The sequence below is a fragment of the Mariniflexile sp. AS56 genome, from assembly GCF_030552475.1.
Classification (GTDB): Bacteria; Bacteroidota; Bacteroidia; order Flavobacteriales; family Flavobacteriaceae; genus Mariniflexile.
Genome location: NZ_JAUPED010000022.1, coordinates 13,543 through 33,261, shown reverse-complemented (window position 1 = coordinate 33,261; position 19,719 = coordinate 13,543). Strand labels below are relative to the sequence as shown.

Genomic DNA, 19,719 nt, shown 5'->3' with positions numbered 1-19,719 from the left:
CACTCCCTTTAGAGGGCCTTCTATTTAATTGAATACGTTATGGAAGAATACTTTTAAAGAAAACAGTAATTAATCTGCTTTAACGGTATGAAATAATTATTTTTGCACCTCCTTAATATAAAATACGCAGCAATGAGTTTTAAAAGTGAAATAAATAGACGCAGAACCTTTGGTATCATTTCACATCCTGATGCAGGAAAAACAACCTTAACGGAAAAGTTACTTCTTTTTGGAGGTGCTATTCAAGAAGCAGGTGCTGTAAAAAGTAATAAAATAAAGAAAGGTGCAACCAGTGACTTTATGGAGATTGAACGCCAACGTGGAATCTCGGTTGCAACCTCTGTATTAGCTTTTGAATATAACGGAACCAAAATTAATATTCTAGATACGCCAGGTCACAAAGATTTTGCTGAAGATACTTTTAGAACCCTTACCGCTGTTGATAGTGTTATCGTTGTTGTTGATGTTGCCAAAGGGGTTGAGGAACAAACAGAGAAATTAGTTGAGGTGTGCCGCATGCGTAATATCCCGATGATTGTTTTCATCAATAAAATGGATAGAGAAGGTAAAGATGCTTTCGATTTATTAGATGAAATTGAACAAAAACTAGGTTTAAAAGTGGTGCCTTTAAGTTTCCCTATAGGCATGGGATACGATTTTAAAGGTATTTATAATATTTGGGAGAAGAACATTAACTTGTTTAGTGGTGATAGTCGAAAAGATATTGAGGAAACTATTGAAATTTCAAATTTAGACGCACCAGAATTAAACAAACTTATTGGTGACACAGCTGCCAAAGAATTACGTGAAGAAATAGAATTGGTTGAAGGTATTTATCCAGAGTTTGATAAACAAGCCTATTTGGACGGAAATTTACAACCCGTATTTTTTGGTTCGGCCTTAAATAATTTTGGAGTTCGTGAACTATTGGATTGTTTTATAGACATTGCCCCAAAACCACGCCCAAAACAAAGTGAAGAGCGCTTAGTAGAGCCTAATGAGGAGAAGTTTACAGGCTTTGTATTTAAAATACATGCCAATATGGATCCCAACCATCGTGATAGACTAGCGTTTATTAAAATCGTTTCTGGTACTTTTGAAAGAAACAAGCCGTATTTACATGTTAGAAATGGTAAAAAACTAAAATTCTCAAGTCCGAATGCCTTTTTTGCTGAAAAGAAAGAGATTGTAGATATTTCATACCCAGGTGATATTGTTGGTTTACACGATACCGGTAATTTTAAAATTGGAGATACTTTAACCGAAGGTGAAAACATTAACTATAAAGGCATACCAAGTTTTTCACCAGAACACTTTAGATACATTAATAATGCCGACCCATTAAAATCTAAACAATTATACAAAGGTATAGACCAATTAATGGATGAAGGTGTTGCCCAATTATTTACACTAGAACTTAATGGTAGAAAAGTTATTGGAACTGTAGGTGCGCTGCAGTACGAGGTTATACAATACCGTTTAGAACACGAATATGGTGCCAAGTGTACCTATGAAAACTTAAATGTATTTAAAGCCTGCTGGGTAGACCCTATTAATTCTAAGACGGATGAGTACAAAGAGTTTATACGTGTAAAACAGCGCTATTTAGCTAAAGACAAACAAAACCAGTTAGTGTTTTTAGCCGACTCGTCTTTCTCGTTACAAATGACTCAACAGACCTATCCAAGCATAAAATTCCATTTTACGTCAGAATTCGCTTAATAAAAAGGACAGTTAATCTAATTTATCGCAAAAAAAGTGCATTTCACCTAAAGTTTAGTACATTTAATCGAATCCCGATCAAAATCGAGTTTTATGTAAACTAACTTTAATGTAGAATAATAACCCCAAAACACTCTACTCATGGAAACAAATGCTACTTATTTCACCAATGAAGATATAACTGTAACCTTCGATCCTTGTGTATGTATACATGCCGAACGTTGTGCTAGAGAACTTTCAGATGTTTTTAGAAACTCTGTAATTCCATGGATTAACCTAGACGCTGCATCTACAGATAAAATAATCAGTCAAGTAAAAAAATGCCCTTCGGGAGCTCTTAAATTTTACCCCAATAAAAAAGTTGCTTAGAAAGCATAAAAAAAGCCTTTGATTTATAAAAATCAAAGGCTTTTTTTATTAAGCTTGACCAGTTGGTCCAAAATTCAAAGGCATTGGTGGTTGCTCATAATCTTTAATTTCACCATGCGCATTTTCAAACCTAGATACATTTTCACCTAAAGCTTTAAGCAATCGCTTAGCATGCTGTGGTGTTAATATAATTCTAGACTTCACCTTACTTTTAGGTACCCCTGGCATAATGCTCACAAAATCTACAACAAATTCTGATACCGAGTGGTTTATGATGGCTAAGTTTGAATAAATTCCTTCAGCTACCTGCTCATCCAACTCTATATTAATTTGCCCTGGTTTTGGGTTTTCATTTTCGTCTGACATAATCTTAATATTTTAAATTAAAAAGCCTTCAAGTTGATTTAACATGAAGGCTTTTATTTTTATATACTTCTACCTCTCACGTTCATATACATAGTAATGTATTCTGAATTTATGATGTTGCAGAACTATCTAATTAATTATAATTTAATTCTTGCTTTACTTGCATCATTTCATCAAACTCTTCTTTAGAGCCTACAATAATATCAGTATACTTACGCATTCCTGTACCTGCTGGAATTCTATGACCAACAATTACATTTTCTTTCAAGCCTTCTAAACTATCAACTTTACCAGCTACTGCTGCTTCGTTAAGTACTTTAGTTGTTTCTTGGAAAGATGCTGCCGATATAAACGATTTTGTTTGAAGTGACGCTCTTGTAATACCTTGTAAGATTGGCGTTGCCGTTGCTGGTTTCGCTTCTCTTGCAGTAACAAGATTTTTATCTTCTCTTCTTAAAATTGAATTCTCATCTCTTAAATCACGAGCCGAAACTATTTGACCTGCTTTAAGGTTTGAAGAATCTCCTGCATCTTCAACAACTTTTAATCCGAAAATGGCATCATTTTCTTGGATAAAGTCATCTTTATGTGCTAATTGATCTTCTAAGAAAAGAGTATCACCAGAATCGATAATTTGTACTTTACGCATCATCTGTCTTACAACAACCTCAAAGTGCTTATCATTAATTTTCACACCTTGTAAACGATAAACTTCTTGTACTTCGTTTACCAAGTATTGTTGTACTGCTGATGGGCCTTTAATATTCAAAATATCGTTTGGTGTTATAGAACCGTCTGATAAAGGCATACATGCTTTAACGTAATCATTTTCTTGAACAAGAATTTGATTCGATAGTTTAACCAAGTATTTTTTAACTTCACCTAACTTAGATTCAATAACAATCTCACGGTTACCACGTTTAATTTTTCCGAAAGAAACAACACCATCAATCTCACTTACAACAGCAGGATTAGAAGGGTTACGTGCTTCAAACAACTCGGTTACACGCGGTAAACCTCCTGTAATATCACCCGCCTTAGCAGATTTACGAGGTATCTTAACTAAAATCTTACCAACGCTAATTTTCTCTCCGTCGTTAATCATTAAGTGAGATCCAACTGGTAAGTTGTAAGAACGAATCGTTTCTCCGCTAGCATCTTCAATATGAAGTGTTGGAATTAACTTCTTGTTTCTAGATTCAGAAATTACTTTCTCTTGGAAACCAGTTTGCTCATCAATCTCTACTTGGTAAGTAATACCCTGTTCGATGTTTTCGTACTTAATTTTTCCAGCAAATTCTGAAATAATAACACCGTTATATGGATCCCAAGAACAAACTACATCGCCTCTTTGTAATTCTTGACCGTCTTTAATTAATAAAGTAGAACCATAAGGAATATTATTCGTGCTTAGAGTAATGCCTGTTTTCTTATCAACTAATTTAAGTTCAGATGTACGTGAAATAATAATATCAATATCATTTCCTTCTTTATCTTTACCTTTAACAGTTTTTAAATCTTCAATTTCGGCTATACCGTTAAATTTAACTGCTAATTTATTCTCTTCTGAAATGTTACCTGCAATACCACCTACGTGGAATGTACGAAGTGTTAACTGTGTACCCGGTTCACCAATAGATTGTGCAGCAACTACACCTACAGCTTCACCACGTTGCACCATTTTACCTGTAGCTAGGTTACGACCGTAACATTTAGCACAAATACCTTGTAATGCCTCACATGTTAATGCAGAACGTACTTCTAAACTATCAATTGGAGAGTTTTGTATTGCTTTAGCAATATGATCTTCAATTAATTGTCCTGAAGCTACTAATAAATTATCAGTTAAAGGATCGTAAACATCATTCAACGCTACACGTCCAACAATTCTTTCCTCTAGAGTTTCTACAACTTCATCATTTTTCTTTAATGGCTCTACTTCTACTCCTCTTAATGTACCACAATCTTCTGTGTTAATAATAACATCTTGTGAAACATCTACTAGACGACGGGTTAAGTAACCAGCATCGGCCGTTTTAAGAGCCGTATCCGCAAGACCTTTACGAGCACCGTGAGTTGAGATAAAGTATTCTAAAATTGATAATCCTTCTTTAAAGTTAGAAAGAATTGGATTCTCAATAATCTCACCACCACCTGCAGTCGATTTTTTAGGTTTCGCCATTAATCCACGCATACCTGTTAACTGACGGATCTGTTCTTTCGAACCACGCGCACCAGAATCAAGCATCATAAACACCGAGTTAAATCCTTGTTGATCTTCACGAATACGTTTCATAGACAATTCAGTCAATTCCGCATTTGTAGAAGTCCAAATATCAATAACTTGGTTATAACGTTCGTTGTTGGTAATAAGTCCCATATTATAGTTACCCATAATACCATCAACTAAAGTATTTGCTTTATCAATCATTCCTTGTTTCTCTGGCGGAATAATAATATCACCTAAACTAAATGATAAACCACCTTGGAATGCAAACATAAATCCTAATGTTCTAATCTCATCTAGGAAGTCTGCAGTTTCAGGAACTGATGTATATTTTAATATATCACCAATGATATCTCTTAATGATTTTTTAGTAAGAACTTCATTAATGTAACCAGCTGCTTGAGGTACTTTTTGATTAAATAGTACACGTCCAACAGTAGTTTCAATAATAGTTGGTGCTAATTTACCATCTTCATTAATATCTAATGTTCTAACTTTTATACCTGCATTTAAGTCTACTCTCTTTTCGTTAAAAGCGATTTCAACTTCTTCTGGTGCATAAAAGGTTAAACCTTCACCTTGTACTTTTACTTCTGGAGTCGATTTACGTAGTTTGGTCATGTAGTAAAGACCAAGTACCATATCTTGAGAAGGTACAGTTACAGGAGAACCATTTGCAGGATTTAAGATATTGTGTGATGCCAACATTAATAATTGACACTCCAAAATAGCTTCTGGACCTAATGGTAAATGTACTGCCATCTGGTCACCATCAAAATCCGCATTAAACGCCGTACAAACTAAAGGGTGTAATTGAATCGCTTTACCCTCAATTAATTTAGGTTGAAACGCTTGAATACCCAATCTGTGTAACGTAGGAGCACGGTTTAGTAATACTGGATGTCCTTTAAGAACGTTCTCCAAGATATCCCAAACCACAGGTTCTCTTTTGTCTATAATTTTCTTTGCAGATTTTACAGTTTTTACAATACCTCTTTCAATTAGTTTTCTAATTACGAAAGGCTTGTAAAGTTCTGCTGCCATATTTTTTGGCAATCCACATTCATGTAATTTTAATTCAGGTCCAACAACAATTACCGAACGTGCTGAATAATCCACACGCTTACCAAGTAAATTTTGACGGAAACGTCCTTGCTTACCTTTTAATGAATCTGATAATGATTTTAACGGTCTGTTAGAATCTGTTTTAACCGCTGAAGATTTACGTGTATTATCAAATAACGAATCTACAGATTCTTGTAGCATACGTTTTTCATTACGTAAAATTACTTCTGGTGCTTTTATCTCAACCAATCTTTTAAGACGGTTGTTACGGATAATTACACGACGGTATAAATCATTTAAATCAGACGTTGCAAAACGACCACCATCTAACGGCACTAACGGACGTAATTCTGGTGGGATAATTGGAATTACCTTCATAATCATCCATTCTGGACGATTTTCACGGTTATTGTTAGATTCTTTTAAAGACTCCACAACTTGTAAACGTTTTAAAGCTTCTGTTTTACGTTGTTTAGACGTTTCAGTATTTGCTTTATGACGTAATTCATATGATAAAGCCTCTAAATCAATTCTAGATAATAATTCGATTAAACATTCAGCTCCCATCTTAGCAAGGAACTTGTTTGGATCATTATCATCTAAGTATTGGTTATCTTGAGGAAGAGCTTCAAGTATATTCAAATATTCTTCTTCTGTTAAGAAGTCCATTTTTTGAATTGGTTCACCTTCTTCATTTTTAGCATTACCTGGTTGAATTACTACATAACGTTCGTAGTAAATAATCATATCTAATTTCTTAGATGGTAAGCCTAATAAATAACCTATTTTATTTGGTAACGAACGGAAATACCAGATATGAGCAACAGGCACCACTAAATTGATGTGTCCTACACGGTCACGACGTACTTTCTTTTCGGTTACTTCAACACCACAACGGTCACAAACAATACCTTTGTAGCGAATTCTTTTATATTTACCACAAGCACATTCATAATCCTTTACAGGACCAAAAATACGCTCACAGAACAAACCATCTCTTTCTGGTTTGTGGGTTCGATAATTGATAGTTTCTGGTTTTAAAACTTCACCTCTAGACTCTGCTAAAATAGACTCTGGTGATGCCAAACCAATTGAGATTTTATTAAATCTCCTTACTGTATTCTTATCTTGTTTTCTTGCCATGTTCTTCTAGTATTCAGTTTCAGTCTCAGTATTCAGTTTCTCGTAATGGAAACTGAATACTGCCACTGTATACTTTTTTATTCTTCTAATCTAATATCTAAGCCCAAACCTTTAAGTTCGTGCATTAATACATTGAATGACTCTGGTAAACCTGGATCTGGCATTGGTTCGCCTTTTACGATTGCTTCGTAAGTTTTAGCTCTACCAATAACATCATCAGATTTTACAGTTAAGATTTCACGTAAAGTGGCTGAAGCTCCATAAGCCTCTAGCGCCCAAACCTCCATCTCACCAAAACGTTGACCACCAAATTGTGCTTTACCACCAAGAGGTTGTTGTGTAATTAATGAGTACGGCCCGATAGAACGTGCGTGCATTTTATCATCAACCATATGTCCTAATTTCAACATATAGATAACTCCTACAGTAGCTGGTTGGTCAAAACGTTGACCAGTTCCACCGTCATATAAATAGGTATGTCCGTATCTTGGAATTCCTGCTTCATCAGTCAATTCATTAATTTGATCGATAGTTGCTCCATCAAAAATAGGTGTTGCATACGTGCGACCTAATTTTTGACCAGCCCAACCAAGAACCGTTTCATAAATTTGACCAATATTCATACGAGATGGTACCCCAAGTGGATTTAATACAATATCAACTGGTGTTCCGTCTTCTAAGAAAGGCATATCTTCTTGACGAACGATACGAGCAACAATACCTTTGTTACCGTGACGTCCTGCCATTTTATCACCAACTTTAAGTTTACGTTTTTTAGCAATATAAACTTTAGCTAATTTAATAATACCTGCTGGTAACTCATCTCCTACAGAAATAGTGAACTTCTCACGTCTTAAAGACCCTTGTAAGTCATTTTCTTTAATTTTGTAGTTATGTATTAAATCGGCAACTAATTGGTTTGTATGCTCATCTGTTGTCCATTTTCCAGACACTAAATGTGCATAATCATCAACAGCATTTAACATTTTTTGAGTGAATTTTTTACCTTTTGGTAATACTTCTTCACCTAAATCATTAAAAATACCTTGAGCAGTTTTACCGTTTACAATGTTGAATAATTTTTCGATTAAAACTTCTTTTAAATCATCAAATTTTCTATCGTAAATAGCTTCTAATGCTATAATATCATCTTTATCTTGTGCTCTCTTACGTTTATCTTTTACAGCTCTCGAGAATAATTTTTTCTCAATAACAACACCGTTTAAAGATGGTGACGCTTTTAAAGAGGCATCTTTAACATCGCCTGCTTTATCACCAAAGATAGCACGTAATAATTTTTCTTCTGGAGTTGGATCAGACTCTCCTTTTGGAGTAATCTTACCGATAAGAATATCGCCAGGTTTAACCTCTGCACCAATTCTAATCATTCCATTTTCATCTAAATCTTTAGTAGCTTCTTCAGAAACGTTAGGAATATCATTAGTTAACTCTTCGTTACCTAATTTAGTATCTCTAACTTCTAATGAATACTCATCAATATGTATAGATGTGAAAATATCTTCACGTACAACTTTTTCAGAAATTACAATTGCATCCTCAAAGTTATACCCTTTCCAAGGCATGAAGGCCACTTTCATGTTTCTACCTAATGCTAATTCTCCTTTTTGAGTTGCATAGCCTTCACATAAAACTTGTCCTTTAACTACTTTATCACCTTTAACCACAATTGGTTTTAAGTTGATAGAAGTACCTTGATTCGTTTTTCTAAATTTGATTAACTGGTATGTTTTAACATCACTATCAAAACTTACTTTAGCATCATCTTCAGTACGATCGTATCTAATTTGAATTTCATTCGCATCCACATAAAGTACTTCACCACTTCCCTCTGCATTAATTAATACACGAGAATCTGATGCTACTTGACGTTCTAAACCTGTTCCTACAATAGGAGCTTGAGGTAATAACAATGGTACGGCTTGACGCATCATGTTAGATCCCATCAAGGCTCTATTCGCATCATCATGTTCTAAGAACGGAATTAACGAAGCCGAAATAGATGAAATTTGATTTGGTGCAACATCTGTATAATGTAGACTTGTTGGGTCTATAACAGGAAAGTCACCTTCCATACGTGCAATTACCTTTTCATGTAATATCTTACCTTCTCCATCAACTTTAACAGTTGCTTGAGCGATTAATTTACCTTCTTCTTCTTCAGCACTTAAATAAATTGGTGTGTCTTTAATATTCACAACCCCGTCTGTTACTGGACGGTAAGGTGTTTCAATAAAGCCCATTCCATTCACCTTAGCAAATACTGAAAGTGATGAAATTAAACCAATATTTGGTCCCTCAGGAGTTTCAATAGGACATAAACGACCGTAGTGTGTATAGTGAACATCACGTACTTCGAAACCTGCTCTTTCACGAGATAAACCACCTGGTCCTAGTGCAGATAAACGACGTTTATGTGTAATTTCAGCAAGTGGATTCGTTTGATCCATGAACTGAGACAACTGGTTAGTACCAAAAAATGAATTAATTACAGACGATAAGGTCTTAGCATTAATTAAGTCGATTGGTGTAAATACCTCGTTATCACGAACGTTCATACGCTCACGAATAGTACGTGCCATACGTGCTAAACCAACACCAAATTGTTGAGATAATTGCTCACCAACTGTACGTACACGACGGTTAGATAAGTGATCAATATCATCAATCTCAGCTTTAGAGTTGATAAGCTCGATTAAATATTTTATGATAGTAATAATATCTTCTTTAGTAAGCACTTGCTTATCCATCTCGATATTAAGACCTAATTTTTTATTCATTCTGTAACGCCCAACTTCACCTAAAGAGTAACGTTGATCACTAAAGAATAATTTATCAATTATTCCACGTGCAGTTTCCTCATCTGGCGGCTCAGCATTACGTAATTGTCTATAAATATGCTCAACAGCCTCTTTTTCAGAGTTTGTTGGATCTTTTTGAAGTGTATTATGAATAATAGCATAATCACCTTGTTCAGCGCTTTCTTTGTGTAAAAGAATCGCCTTCACATCAGCATCGATAATTTCTTCAATATTATCTTTATCTAAGATAGTATCACGATCAAGAATAATTTCATTACGCTCGATAGATACTACTTCACCTGTATCTTCATCAACAAAATCCTCATGCCATGTGTTAAGTACACGTGCTGCTAATTTACGTCCCTGATATTTTTTTAATCCAGTTTTAGATACTTTAATTTCTTCAGCTAAATCGAAAATCTCTAAGATATCTTTATCACGCTCAAAACCGATAGCTCTGAACAACGTGGTAACAGGTAACTTCTTCTTTCTATCAATGTACGCATACATTACCTGGTTAATATCTGTAGCGAATTCAATCCAAGATCCTTTAAAAGGAATAACCCTTGCTGAATATAATTTAGTTCCATTTGCATGGAAAGATTGCCCAAAGAACACCCCCGGTGAACGGTGTAACTGAGATACTACTACACGTTCTGCACCATTGATACAAAAAGTACCACTTGGAGTCATGTAAGGTATCGTTCCTAAGTACACATCTTGAACAATGGTTTCGAAATCCTCATGTTCAGGGTCTGTACAATATAACTTTAACCTTGCTTTAAGCGGAACACTGTAAGTAAGACCTCTTTCAATACACTCGTCAATAGCATAACGTGGTGGATCTACGAAGTAATCTAAAAATTCTAAAACAAATTGATTACGTGAATCAGTTATTGGAAAGTTCTCCATGAAGGTATTATATAAACCTTCATCGCCTCTTTCTTCAGACTTTGTTTCTAATTGGAAAAAATCCTGGAAGGATTTAATCTGAATATCCAAGAAATCTGGATACTCTGTTCTATTAACAATAGACGAGAAATTTAATCTTTCAGCTTGTGTTGATAACATCAATGGACGGAATTTTGATTAAAAAATAATAGTTATGGCGTATCTAATTCTTATATACGCAAAATGGTTTAGGTCTTGAAGGTAAACTTCAGACCTAAACCTTTATGTTGTTTGGTTGTTAAGCTTACTTAAGCTCAACCTCTGCTCCAGCTTCCTCTAAAGATGCTTTTAAAGCCTCAGCTTCATCTTTAGAAACGCCTTCTTTAACATTGCTTGGAGATCCATCAACTAATTCCTTAGCTTCTTTCAATCCTAAACCAGTTAATTCCTTAACTAATTTTACAACTGCTAATTTAGATGATCCAGCAGCTTTTAATACAACTGTGAATTCAGTTTGAGCTTCTTCAGCTTCACCACCAGCAGCAGGACCAGCAACAGCAACTGCAGCAGCAGCAGCAGGCTCGATACCATACTCATCTTTTAATATAGTTGCTAACTCATTTACTTCTTTTACAGTAAGGTTAACTAATTGTTCTGCGAAATCTTTTAAATCTGCCATTTTCTATCGTTTTTAATAAATTTTTAATTGTAATATAATTGTAATATAGTGCGTACTTGTCTAATACTATCCTTCTTTTTCAGATAGTGTTTTTAATATGCCAGCTAGTTTACCACCACTTGATTTAAGTGCCGATATAACGTTTTTAGCAGGTGACTGTAGTAAACCTACAATCTCTCCTAATAACTCTTCTTTAGACTTGATATCAACTAACATGTCTAATTGATCGTCGCCAATATAAACGCATTCCTCAATAAACGCTCCTTTTAATAAAGGTTTGTTTGATTTTTTACGGAAGGTTTTTATTAACTTAGCTGGTACGTTACCTGTTTCAGAATACATCACAGATGTATTTCCTTTTAAAATAGTAGGAAGGTTTCCGAAATCTCTTTCAGATGCTTCCATTGCTTTTTCAAGTAATGTATTTTTAACTACTGCTAACTTTACGTTTGCTTTAAAACAAGCACGACGTAAATCTGAGGTTGTTGATGCATTTAATCCTGAAATATCTGCTACATAAATATTAGCATTATTGGCTAGTTCTGCAGTTAACTCCTCAATTACTAATGATTTTTCTTCTCTTGTCATAATAATAAGTTTAACTTAATTAACCAATTTTAGGATCAACAGCAATACTTGGGCTCATCGTTGAAGATAAAAATATGCTTTTCACATAAATTCCCTTTGCAGTTGTCGGTTTTAGTTTCATTAATGTTGTTAATAATTCATTTGCATTACCTGCAATTTTATCAGCACTAAAAGATGCTTTTCCTATAGCAGCGTGAACGATACCTGTTTTATCAACTTTAAAGTCAATTTTACCAGCTTTCACTTCAGTTACCGCTTTAGCAACATCCATTGTTACTGTACCAGTTTTTGGGTTAGGCATTAAACCACGAGGACCTAATACACGTCCTAAAGGACCTAATTTACCCATTACACTTGGCATAGTAATAATAACGTCTACATCAGTCCAACCGTTCTTGATTTTCTCAAGATACTCATCTAAACCTACGTAATCTGCCCCAGCTTCTCTAGCTTCCGCTTCTTTGTCTGGAGTTACTAATGCTAATACTTTCATGTCTTTACCAGTACCGTGAGGAAGTGAAACAACACCTCTTACCATCTGGTTTGCTTTACGAGGATCTACTCCTAAACGTACTGCAATGTCTACTGATGCATCAAACTTAGTATTAGTAATTTCTTTTACTAATGCTGATGCTTCATTAAGAGAGTAAACTCTCCCTTTTTCAATTTTTGCTAAAGCTTCTTTTTGCTTTTTTGTTAATCTTGCCATTTCTTAATGTCTTTAATAGATTAATTTGGTGCGTTTCCAGTCACGGTTATACCCATTGACCTTGCGGTACCAGCTATCATTCTCATAGCAGATTCAATAGTAAATGCATTTAAATCTACCATTTTATCTTCTGCTATAGTTTTGATCTGATCCCATGAAACTTTAGCTACTTTTTTTCGGTTTGGTTCTCCCGAACCACTCTTTAACTTGGCCGCTTCTAATAATTGTACTGCAGCTGGAGGAGTTTTAATTACAAAGTCGAATGATTTGTCTTTGTAAACTGTAATAACCACAGGTAATACTTTACCTGGCTTATCTTGTGTTCTAGCATTAAACTGCTTACAGAACTCCATAATGTTAACTCCAGCAGCACCTAAAGCGGGTCCAACCGGTGGCGACGGATTCGCAGCACCTCCCCGAACTTGTAACTTAACTACTTTACCAATTTCTTTTGCCATTTTTAATAATTTAAGTTGATACGCTTCTTAATTTGGAAGCAAAAAACCGTATCTTTTATATAGTGTAACAATTATTATACTTTTTCAACCTGCATATAACTAAGTTCTAATGGTGTTTTTCTTCCGAAAATCTTAACCATTACTTCTAGCTTACGCTTTTCTTCATTTATTTTTTCGATAGTTCCATCAAATCCATTAAATGGTCCATCAATAACTTTAACAGTTTCCCCTTTAGTAAATGGAATCGCTACTGTTGAATTCTCTTCAACTGATAACTCATCCACCTTACCTAACATTCTGTTTACTTCAGATTGTCTTAATGGTACAGGATCTCCTCCTTTAGTTTCACCTAGAAAACCTATTACATTAGTAACCGAACGGATAATATGAGGAATCTCACCTGATAAATTTGCTTGAACCATAATGTAACCTGGGAAAAACACTTTTTCTTTGTGTATTTTCTTTCCGTTACGTATTTGAATCACGCGCTCTGTTGGAACTAATACTTGATCTACATAATCTTGTAAACCTAAACGAGATATTTCATTCTCGATATAAGTTTTAATCTTATTTTCTTGACCACTTACAGCCCTAACAACATACCATTTTTTTTCGCTTACCTCAGACATATTTCTTATTTAACTAATCAATTGAAAATAAAATGCTATCGCCTTACTAAATACTGTATCGATTCCCCAAATTGCTAAGGAAAATATAATTGAAAATACAGCAACTAACACCGTTAAACTTTGTGCTTCTGCCCACGTTGGCCAGCTCACATTATTTTTCAGTTCGCCAAATGATTCTTTTACGTAATTTACAATTCCAGCCATTTATATGTTTTTTTCAACAGATTAAAAATTTCTGTCTATCAATTCAACATTGATTTAAGGGAAATCTTTATTTCTTAATTCTATTTAAGAAGCTTACTTTTTAAGTAAGCTTCTCTATGCACGGGCGGAGAGACTCGAACTCCCGACACCTGGTTTTGGAGACCAGTGCTCTACCAACTGAGCTACGCCCGTAAACATAAGTCAAGGTATTCCGAAGATACGGAATACCTTAACTTTATATATATTAAACTTCTTAGTCTAAAATTTCAGTAACCTGACCAGCACCTACTGTACGACCACCTTCACGAATTGCAAAACGTAAACCTACAGTCATTGCAATTGATTGAATTAATTCAACCGTAATTGTTAAGTTGTCACCTGGCATAACCATTTCAACTCCATCAGGAAGTGCAATGTTACCAGTTACATCCGTTGTACGAACGTAGAACTGTGGACGGTAATTGTTATGGAATGGAGTGTGACGTCCACCTTCTTCTTTTTTCAAGATATAAACCTCAGCTTTGAATTTAGCGTGTGGAGTTACAGATCCTGGCTTAACAATAACCATACCTCTAGAGATTTGAGATTTCTCAATACCTCTTAAAAGGATACCTGCGTTATCTCCAGCTTCACCTCTATCAAGGATTTGACGGAACATTTCAATACCAGTAATAGTAGAGTTTAATTTCTCTGCACCCATACCAATAATTTCAACTGGATCTCCAGTTTTAGCAATACCAGTTTCGATACGACCTGTAGCAACAGTTCCACGACCAGTAATAGAGAATACGTCTTCGATAGGCATTAAGAATGGCTTATCAATTTCTCTTAATGGCTCTTCGATCCAAGCATCAACAGCTTCCATTAATTGCATAACTGTATCTACCCATTTTTGCTCACCATTAAGTGCACCTAAAGCAGAACCAGCGATTACAGGTCCATTATCTCCATCATATTCGTAGAAAGATAATAAATCTCTAATTTCCATGTCTACTAATTCTAGTAACTCTTCATCATCAACCATATCCACTTTATTCATGAATACAACCATACGAGGAATTCCTACTTGACGACCTAATAAAATGTGCTCACGAGTTTGTGGCATTGGACCATCTGTAGCCGCAACTACTAAAATAGCACCATCCATTTGAGCAGCACCAGTTACCATGTTCTTTACGTAATCCGCGTGACCTGGACAGTCAACGTGAGCGTAATGACGGTTAGCTGTTGAATACTCTACGTGAGAAGTATTAATTGTGATACCTCTTTCTTTTTCTTCTGGAGCGTTATCAATCTGGTCGAATGATTTCGCTTCTGATAAACCTGCATCAGCTAATACTTTAGTAATAGCAGCAGTTAAAGTTGTTTTACCGTGATCTACGTGTCCAATTGTACCAATATTTAAGTGTGGTTTTGAACGATCGAAAGTTGCCTTTGCCATGTTTTTTAAATAATTTAATCTTAGTTATATAATAATATTTGTGTATTCTACTTTAATTTCAAATTGAGCCAATGACGAGAATTGAACTCGTGACCTCTTCCTTACCAAGGAAACGCTCTACCCCTGAGCTACACCGGCGTGTCATTTACGATTGCCGATTTTGATTTACGATAACATATCGCACTTCGTAACCCGTAAATTTTTGAGCGAGAGACCGGGTTCGAACCGGCGACATTCAGCTTGGAAGGCTGACGCTCTACCAACTGAGCTACTCTCGCATTTTCAACAAGCTTTCACTTGTATGGTTTCAATATTTCAAAATTTACTAATTCCTGCCTACGCAGAAATTTTGTGGGGAGAGCAGGATTCGAACCTGCGAAGACGTAGTCAGCAGATTTACAGTCTGCCCTCGTTGGCCGCTTGAGTATCTCCCCAAACCACTTGAAATTCTAAATATAAATTCAAAATTTCAAACGTTACTTTCAATTTTTCAAAGAGCCGATGGAGGGACTCGAACCCACGACCTGCTGATTACAAATCAGCTGCTCTAGCCAGCTGAGCTACATCGGCGTATTTTACACTTTTTAAGCATAAAAAAAGCCCGCTATTTCTAACGGACTGCAAATGTATAGATTTATTTTTTTATTCAAAACATTTTTTAAGAAATTTTATCATAAATGTGCTCTTAATTTTTCTTTTCGCTTTTTTAACTGCCTTTCTAGGGAGGCAACAGCGATATCTACGCCTTCCTCGAAACTTTTACATTGCTTTTTTACTACAAAACTATCACCTGGAACACTTAGCTTCGCTTCAAATATCTTATTTTCTTTTCCACTGGTGTTTTCAACTTTCAAAAAAACATCTGATTGAATAACTTTATCATAAAACATATCTAATTTATCCATTCGTTTTTGAATAAAGTCTAATAACTTTTTGTCTGCATTAAAATTTACTGATTGGGTGATTACTTTCATTCTTTTTATTTTTTGGTTAGACAATATCGTTCAATACTATTTCTTACTTCTTGGATGTGCATTTACATGTACTTTTTTTAACTCTGCTATACTATTATGAGTATAAACTTGGGTTGCTGCCAAACTTGAATGACCAAGAAGCTCCTTAACAGCATTTAAATCAGCACCTTGATTAAGTAAATGAGTTGCAAAAGAATGCCTTAATATATGCGGACTCTTTTTTACTTTAGTTGATGCCTTACTAAAATAATCATTTATTATTCTGTAAACAAGTGTTTCGTATATTTTAACTCCTTTTTGGGTTAAAAACAAATAATCACTATCGGTAATGTGTTCTAGCTTTTCTCTTGCTTTCAAATACACATGCAGGGTGCTTATTACTGATTCTAATAACGGAATAATGCGCTCCTTATTTCTTTTACCGAGCACCTTTAACGTTTTATTATGTAAATTGAAGCTAACCATCTTCAGCTCTATCAACTCTATCCTCCGGATTCCTGTTGAATAAAATAACTCGATGATAAGTTTATTTCTAATCCCTTCAAAACCATCTTCAAAATTACTAGGATCTAAAACTAAAGCTACCTCAGTTTCTGAAAAAGGAATCTGGATTTTTTTACTTGTTTTTAAGGCCTTGTGCTTTATTAATGGGTTTGTCTCTATTGTTTCTGTTTTTAATAGAAACTTATAATAGGTATTTAAAGCTGAAACTTTTCTGTTGATACTCCGGTTAGACATGCCACTATCAACTAAAGAAACAATCCATGTTCTAATTTGAGCATAGTTTACTTGATTGATTGAACTTTCTTGATATTCTGAAATGATAAAGGCTGAAAAAACATCTAAATCATTTTGATACGCTTTTACGGTAAGTGCTGAATAATTTTTCTCAAGCAAAAGATAATCTGTAAACGACTTGAAAAACATAATTAGATAGATAGATTTTTAGAACACTCGACTTTTAGACTGTTAAAGTTAAAAGTTTAAACCTTATAGAGCAACTTTTATATGCCTTTAAATGCAAACCAAAAAAAAAATCCCGCTTATAGCGGGATTTTTAATTATATTTAAGAACAGATTATACGTTTTCTGCATCTCTTAGTCCTTGAACGTATTGTGCTTTTTGTACTAGCACTCTACGCTCTACAGATGGCTTTGTAAATTGTTTACGAGCTTGTAACTGGCGCTTTGCTCCTGTTTTGTCAAACTTTCTTTTAAAACGCTTTAGCGCTCTATCTATATTTTCTCCTTCTTTAATTGGAATTATTAACATAGTGTCTTAACCTCCTCTCTTTTAGATTTTCAGGGTGCAAATATAAAAACAATTATTAATTATCAAATACCAATTAACAATTATTTTATGTTGCTGGTTTATATTCTACTTTATCAATAATCATCTTCGCTAAAATCTCTCTTAAAATCTCTGAAGTCCCGCCGCCAATAGGCCCTAACCTACTATCTCTAAAAAGTCTGGCCATTGGATAATCTTCCATATAACCGTAACCACCTAAAAACTGTAAACATTGATAAATAACCTCATCGGCCATTTTTGTTGACTTCAATTTAGACATGGTAGCATATTTTACAACGTACTCGCCCTTATTCAACCTAAAGGCAACTGAGTAATTGAACTCTTTGCAAATTTCCATATCCGTATATAAATCGGCTATAGAATGTCTTAATGCTTGAAACTTATCGATAGACTTGCCAAACGCGACACGATCGGACATGTATTGCAATGCGTATTCCAAGGCAAATTCTGCACGTGCATGGGCATTCACTCCCATTATTAAACGTTCTAATGAAAAATGCTGCATGATATACGAGAAGCCTTTATTCTCTTCTCCCATTAAATTAGTTACAGGCACTTTTACATTATCAAAAGCTATTTCACCCGTATCGGATGCACGCCAGCCTAATTTATCTAATTTAGTTGCAGAAATACCTGCAGTTTCTCTATCTATTACAAAGATACTAATACCCTTGTTTCCTAATTCTGGATTTGTTTTTGCAGCAACTACCAAGTAATCGCTATAAACACCGTTAGTAATAAACGTTTTAGAACCATTTAGAATATAATGATCACCATTCTTAACAGCGGTAGATCTCATACCTGCCACATCACTCCCGCCAAAAGGCTCTGTAATGCACAAACAACCTACTTTATCACCCGAAATACTTGGAGCTAGATATTTTTGTTTAATAGCCTCATCCCCTTCTGCATTCAAATGGGTCATCGCCAAATAAGCATGCGCCCAAATAGCAGCAGCAAAACCACCTGAGTTTATTTTTTGTAGTTCTTCTAAAAGAATAACGGTATAAAATAAATCTAGATTTAAACCACCATAAGCCTCTGGGTAATTAATCCCAAAGAAGCCCATGTCTCCAATTTTTTTCCACACAAATTTATCGATAACACCTGTTTTTTCCCAGGTTTCAATATGTGGAACTATTTCTTTTTGCAAAAAATCTTGAAGGCTTTCTCTAAAAAGGTTATGCTCTTCTGTGAAGTACATGCTATTCATTTATTCTTTCGTTTTTCAATCGATGGACAAATATAATTTAATTATATCGATTTTATTTACTGGAAAGTCTTTTACTTTCCTTAATTCATCGAAGGTTTTGAAGCCCTCTCTTAACTGTCGTTGTTCAACTATTTTAAAAGCCAAATTATAATCAATATGCTGTATGGTAACTAGTTGGTCTACCGTCGCTTTATTCAAAATAATCTTGGTAATAGGCCTTGGTGTTTTCACTATATATTCTTCGCTAATGCGTTCTAAAACTTCAGGCGTTAAACCGTATACATCCTCTAGTTGAATGGCATCAATAAACCCACCTGGGAATTTATTTCGGAACTTTATAATCCTATCGGAGAGCACTTCGCCAATACCCTTTATTGTTTGCAACTCTTGTGCCGTTACTTTATTTAAATCTTGCTTTTGCTGAAATGATTTTGGTCGCTTAACAGTCTGCTCTTTGAAGACAGGCTTCTTAGCTGTGTTAGAAACCCATTCCGGAAATTTAAAATAAGGCGACATACTGTTTAAAAGCGAATCGGACACCTGTGTAACTTCTTGAAATTGCTTTACTGAATTAATCCAATTGTTTTGTTTTCTGAAGTTGAGTAGTCGATCAATTTCTTCATTAGACATTCCTAAAGAAGCCCCTTTATAATCTGTAATATAATTAGGGTTGAACTGATACTTTTTAGGTTTTCGCGCTTCTAATTCTAAAAGCTTAAGCGAATCAATCTCCTTTTCATACTTAGCCAGTTCTGTTTTATTTACAACTAATGCTTCCGAAGGCGCATCCATATAAAAATAAAGACACTGAAGTATTACAATAAGTAGGATTAATAAAAAAATCCCATTTCGTTGACTTTTAGAAAACGTGAAATGGGATTTCATATATTAAAATGTTAAAAAATTAAAA

Annotated in this window: 17 protein-coding genes and 5 tRNA genes; 2 read left to right on the top strand and 20 right to left on the bottom strand. The window is 34.8% G+C overall.

Features of this window, described 5'->3' with window-relative positions; all coding sequences use genetic code 11:
• The first annotated feature begins 132 nt into the window (after positions 1–132).
• Complete coding sequence (locus Q5N74_RS17500) at positions 133–1,722, top strand: peptide chain release factor 3 (protein ID WP_304390289.1); 1,590 nt, start codon at positions 133–135, stop codon at positions 1,720–1,722.
• Positions 1,723–1,863: 141 nt separating this feature from the next.
• Positions 1,864–2,091, top strand: a complete 228-nt coding sequence (locus tag Q5N74_RS17495; RefSeq protein WP_304390288.1) for a (4Fe-4S)-binding protein — start codon at positions 1,864–1,866, stop codon at positions 2,089–2,091.
• Between the two features lie 48 nt (positions 2,092–2,139).
• On the opposite strand, the gene Q5N74_RS17490 is transcribed toward Q5N74_RS17495, so the two are convergent.
• From Q5N74_RS17490 to Q5N74_RS17395, 20 genes are all read right to left on the bottom strand, one after another.
• Positions 2,140–2,457, bottom strand: coding sequence for a DUF3467 domain-containing protein (locus tag Q5N74_RS17490; protein WP_304390287.1), 318 nt, complete (start codon positions 2,455–2,457; stop codon positions 2,140–2,142).
• A gap of 133 nt (positions 2,458–2,590) precedes the next feature.
• Positions 2,591–6,892: a DNA-directed RNA polymerase subunit beta' gene (rpoC, locus tag Q5N74_RS17485; RefSeq protein WP_304390286.1), complete on the bottom strand. Its 4,302-nt coding sequence runs from the start codon at positions 6,890–6,892 to the stop codon at positions 2,591–2,593.
• A 77-nt stretch (positions 6,893–6,969) separates the two neighbouring features.
• Complete coding sequence (rpoB, locus tag Q5N74_RS17480; protein WP_304390285.1) at positions 6,970–10,782, bottom strand: DNA-directed RNA polymerase subunit beta; 3,813 nt, start codon at positions 10,780–10,782, stop codon at positions 6,970–6,972.
• Positions 10,783–10,906: 124 nt separating this feature from the next.
• Positions 10,907–11,281, bottom strand: a complete 375-nt coding sequence (gene rplL / locus Q5N74_RS17475) for a 50S ribosomal protein L7/L12 (RefSeq protein ID WP_304390284.1) — start codon at positions 11,279–11,281, stop codon at positions 10,907–10,909.
• A gap of 66 nt (positions 11,282–11,347) precedes the next feature.
• Positions 11,348–11,869, bottom strand: a complete 522-nt coding sequence (gene rplJ, locus Q5N74_RS17470; RefSeq protein WP_304390283.1) for a 50S ribosomal protein L10 — start codon at positions 11,867–11,869, stop codon at positions 11,348–11,350.
• Between the two features lie 19 nt (positions 11,870–11,888).
• A complete protein-coding gene (gene rplA / locus Q5N74_RS17465) occupies positions 11,889–12,578 on the bottom strand; it encodes a 50S ribosomal protein L1 (protein WP_304390282.1) in 690 nt (229 codons plus the stop codon).
• Between the two features lie 20 nt (positions 12,579–12,598).
• A complete protein-coding gene (gene rplK / locus Q5N74_RS17460) occupies positions 12,599–13,036 on the bottom strand; it encodes a 50S ribosomal protein L11 (RefSeq protein ID WP_304390281.1) in 438 nt (145 codons plus the stop codon).
• Between the two features lie 74 nt (positions 13,037–13,110).
• Entirely contained in the window at positions 13,111–13,665 is a 555-nt protein-coding gene (nusG, locus tag Q5N74_RS17455; RefSeq protein ID WP_304390280.1) for a transcription termination/antitermination protein NusG, read from the bottom strand.
• A gap of 9 nt (positions 13,666–13,674) precedes the next feature.
• Complete coding sequence (secE, locus tag Q5N74_RS17450) at positions 13,675–13,869, bottom strand: preprotein translocase subunit SecE (protein WP_304390279.1); 195 nt, start codon at positions 13,867–13,869, stop codon at positions 13,675–13,677.
• Between the two features lie 119 nt (positions 13,870–13,988).
• Positions 13,989–14,061 (bottom strand) — tRNA-Trp (locus tag Q5N74_RS17445).
• A gap of 61 nt (positions 14,062–14,122) precedes the next feature.
• On the bottom strand, positions 14,123–15,310 hold the full coding sequence (gene tuf / locus Q5N74_RS17440; protein ID WP_304390278.1) for an elongation factor Tu: 1,188 nt from the start codon (positions 15,308–15,310) through the stop codon (positions 14,123–14,125).
• Positions 15,311–15,376: 66 nt separating this feature from the next.
• Positions 15,377–15,448: transfer RNA gene (locus Q5N74_RS17435), tRNA-Thr, on the bottom strand.
• Between the two features lie 67 nt (positions 15,449–15,515).
• Positions 15,516–15,588: transfer RNA gene (locus Q5N74_RS17430), tRNA-Gly, on the bottom strand.
• Between the two features lie 74 nt (positions 15,589–15,662).
• Positions 15,663–15,744, bottom strand: a tRNA-Tyr gene (locus Q5N74_RS17425).
• Positions 15,745–15,806: 62 nt separating this feature from the next.
• Positions 15,807–15,880, bottom strand: a tRNA-Thr gene (locus tag Q5N74_RS17420).
• 101 nt (positions 15,881–15,981) lie between these two features.
• Positions 15,982–16,284: a ribosome-associated translation inhibitor RaiA gene (gene raiA, locus Q5N74_RS17415; RefSeq protein ID WP_304390277.1), complete on the bottom strand. Its 303-nt coding sequence runs from the start codon at positions 16,282–16,284 to the stop codon at positions 15,982–15,984.
• A 36-nt stretch (positions 16,285–16,320) separates the two neighbouring features.
• Complete coding sequence (locus tag Q5N74_RS17410; protein WP_304390276.1) at positions 16,321–17,211, bottom strand: tyrosine-type recombinase/integrase; 891 nt, start codon at positions 17,209–17,211, stop codon at positions 16,321–16,323.
• A gap of 151 nt (positions 17,212–17,362) precedes the next feature.
• A complete protein-coding gene (rpsU, locus tag Q5N74_RS17405) occupies positions 17,363–17,557 on the bottom strand; it encodes a 30S ribosomal protein S21 (protein WP_304390275.1) in 195 nt (64 codons plus the stop codon).
• Positions 17,558–17,642: 85 nt separating this feature from the next.
• Positions 17,643–18,809, bottom strand: a complete 1,167-nt coding sequence (locus Q5N74_RS17400) for an acyl-CoA dehydrogenase family protein (RefSeq protein ID WP_304390274.1) — start codon at positions 18,807–18,809, stop codon at positions 17,643–17,645.
• 15 nt (positions 18,810–18,824) lie between these two features.
• A complete protein-coding gene (locus Q5N74_RS17395) occupies positions 18,825–19,694 on the bottom strand; it encodes a helix-hairpin-helix domain-containing protein (protein ID WP_304390273.1) in 870 nt (289 codons plus the stop codon).
• Positions 19,695–19,719: the final 25 nt, after the last annotated feature.

Bases quoted from the DNA above. Each gene is read 5' to 3' on its own strand.
- Q5N74_RS17500 (WP_304390289.1), top strand. From the start codon at position 133: ATGAGTTTTAAAAGTGAAATAAATAGACGCAGAACCTTTGGTATCATT.
- Q5N74_RS17495 (WP_304390288.1), top strand. From the start codon at position 1,864: ATGGAAACAAATGCTACTTATTTCACCAATGAAGATATAACTGTAACC.
- Q5N74_RS17490 (WP_304390287.1), bottom strand. From the start codon at position 2,457: ATGTCAGACGAAAATGAAAACCCAAAACCAGGGCAAATTAATATAGAG.
- rpoC (WP_304390286.1), bottom strand. From the start codon at position 6,892: ATGGCAAGAAAACAAGATAAGAATACAGTAAGGAGATTTAATAAAATC.
- rpoB (WP_304390285.1), bottom strand. From the start codon at position 10,782: ATGTTATCAACACAAGCTGAAAGATTAAATTTCTCGTCTATTGTTAAT.
- rplL (WP_304390284.1), bottom strand. From the start codon at position 11,281: ATGGCAGATTTAAAAGATTTCGCAGAACAATTAGTTAACCTTACTGTA.
- rplJ (WP_304390283.1), bottom strand. From the start codon at position 11,869: ATGACAAGAGAAGAAAAATCATTAGTAATTGAGGAGTTAACTGCAGAA.
- rplA (WP_304390282.1), bottom strand. From the start codon at position 12,578: ATGGCAAGATTAACAAAAAAGCAAAAAGAAGCTTTAGCAAAAATTGAA.
- rplK (WP_304390281.1), bottom strand. From the start codon at position 13,036: ATGGCAAAAGAAATTGGTAAAGTAGTTAAGTTACAAGTTCGGGGAGGT.
- nusG (WP_304390280.1), bottom strand. From the start codon at position 13,665: ATGTCTGAGGTAAGCGAAAAAAAATGGTATGTTGTTAGGGCTGTAAGT.
- secE (WP_304390279.1), bottom strand. From the start codon at position 13,869: ATGGCTGGAATTGTAAATTACGTAAAAGAATCATTTGGCGAACTGAAA.
- tuf (WP_304390278.1), bottom strand. From the start codon at position 15,310: ATGGCAAAGGCAACTTTCGATCGTTCAAAACCACACTTAAATATTGGT.
- raiA (WP_304390277.1), bottom strand. From the start codon at position 16,284: ATGAAAGTAATCACCCAATCAGTAAATTTTAATGCAGACAAAAAGTTA.
- Q5N74_RS17410 (WP_304390276.1), bottom strand. From the start codon at position 17,211: ATGTTTTTCAAGTCGTTTACAGATTATCTTTTGCTTGAGAAAAATTAT.
- rpsU (WP_304390275.1), bottom strand. From the start codon at position 17,557: ATGTTAATAATTCCAATTAAAGAAGGAGAAAATATAGATAGAGCGCTA.
- Q5N74_RS17400 (WP_304390274.1), bottom strand. From the start codon at position 18,809: ATGAATAGCATGTACTTCACAGAAGAGCATAACCTTTTTAGAGAAAGC.
- Q5N74_RS17395 (WP_304390273.1), bottom strand. From the start codon at position 19,694: ATGAAATCCCATTTCACGTTTTCTAAAAGTCAACGAAATGGGATTTTT.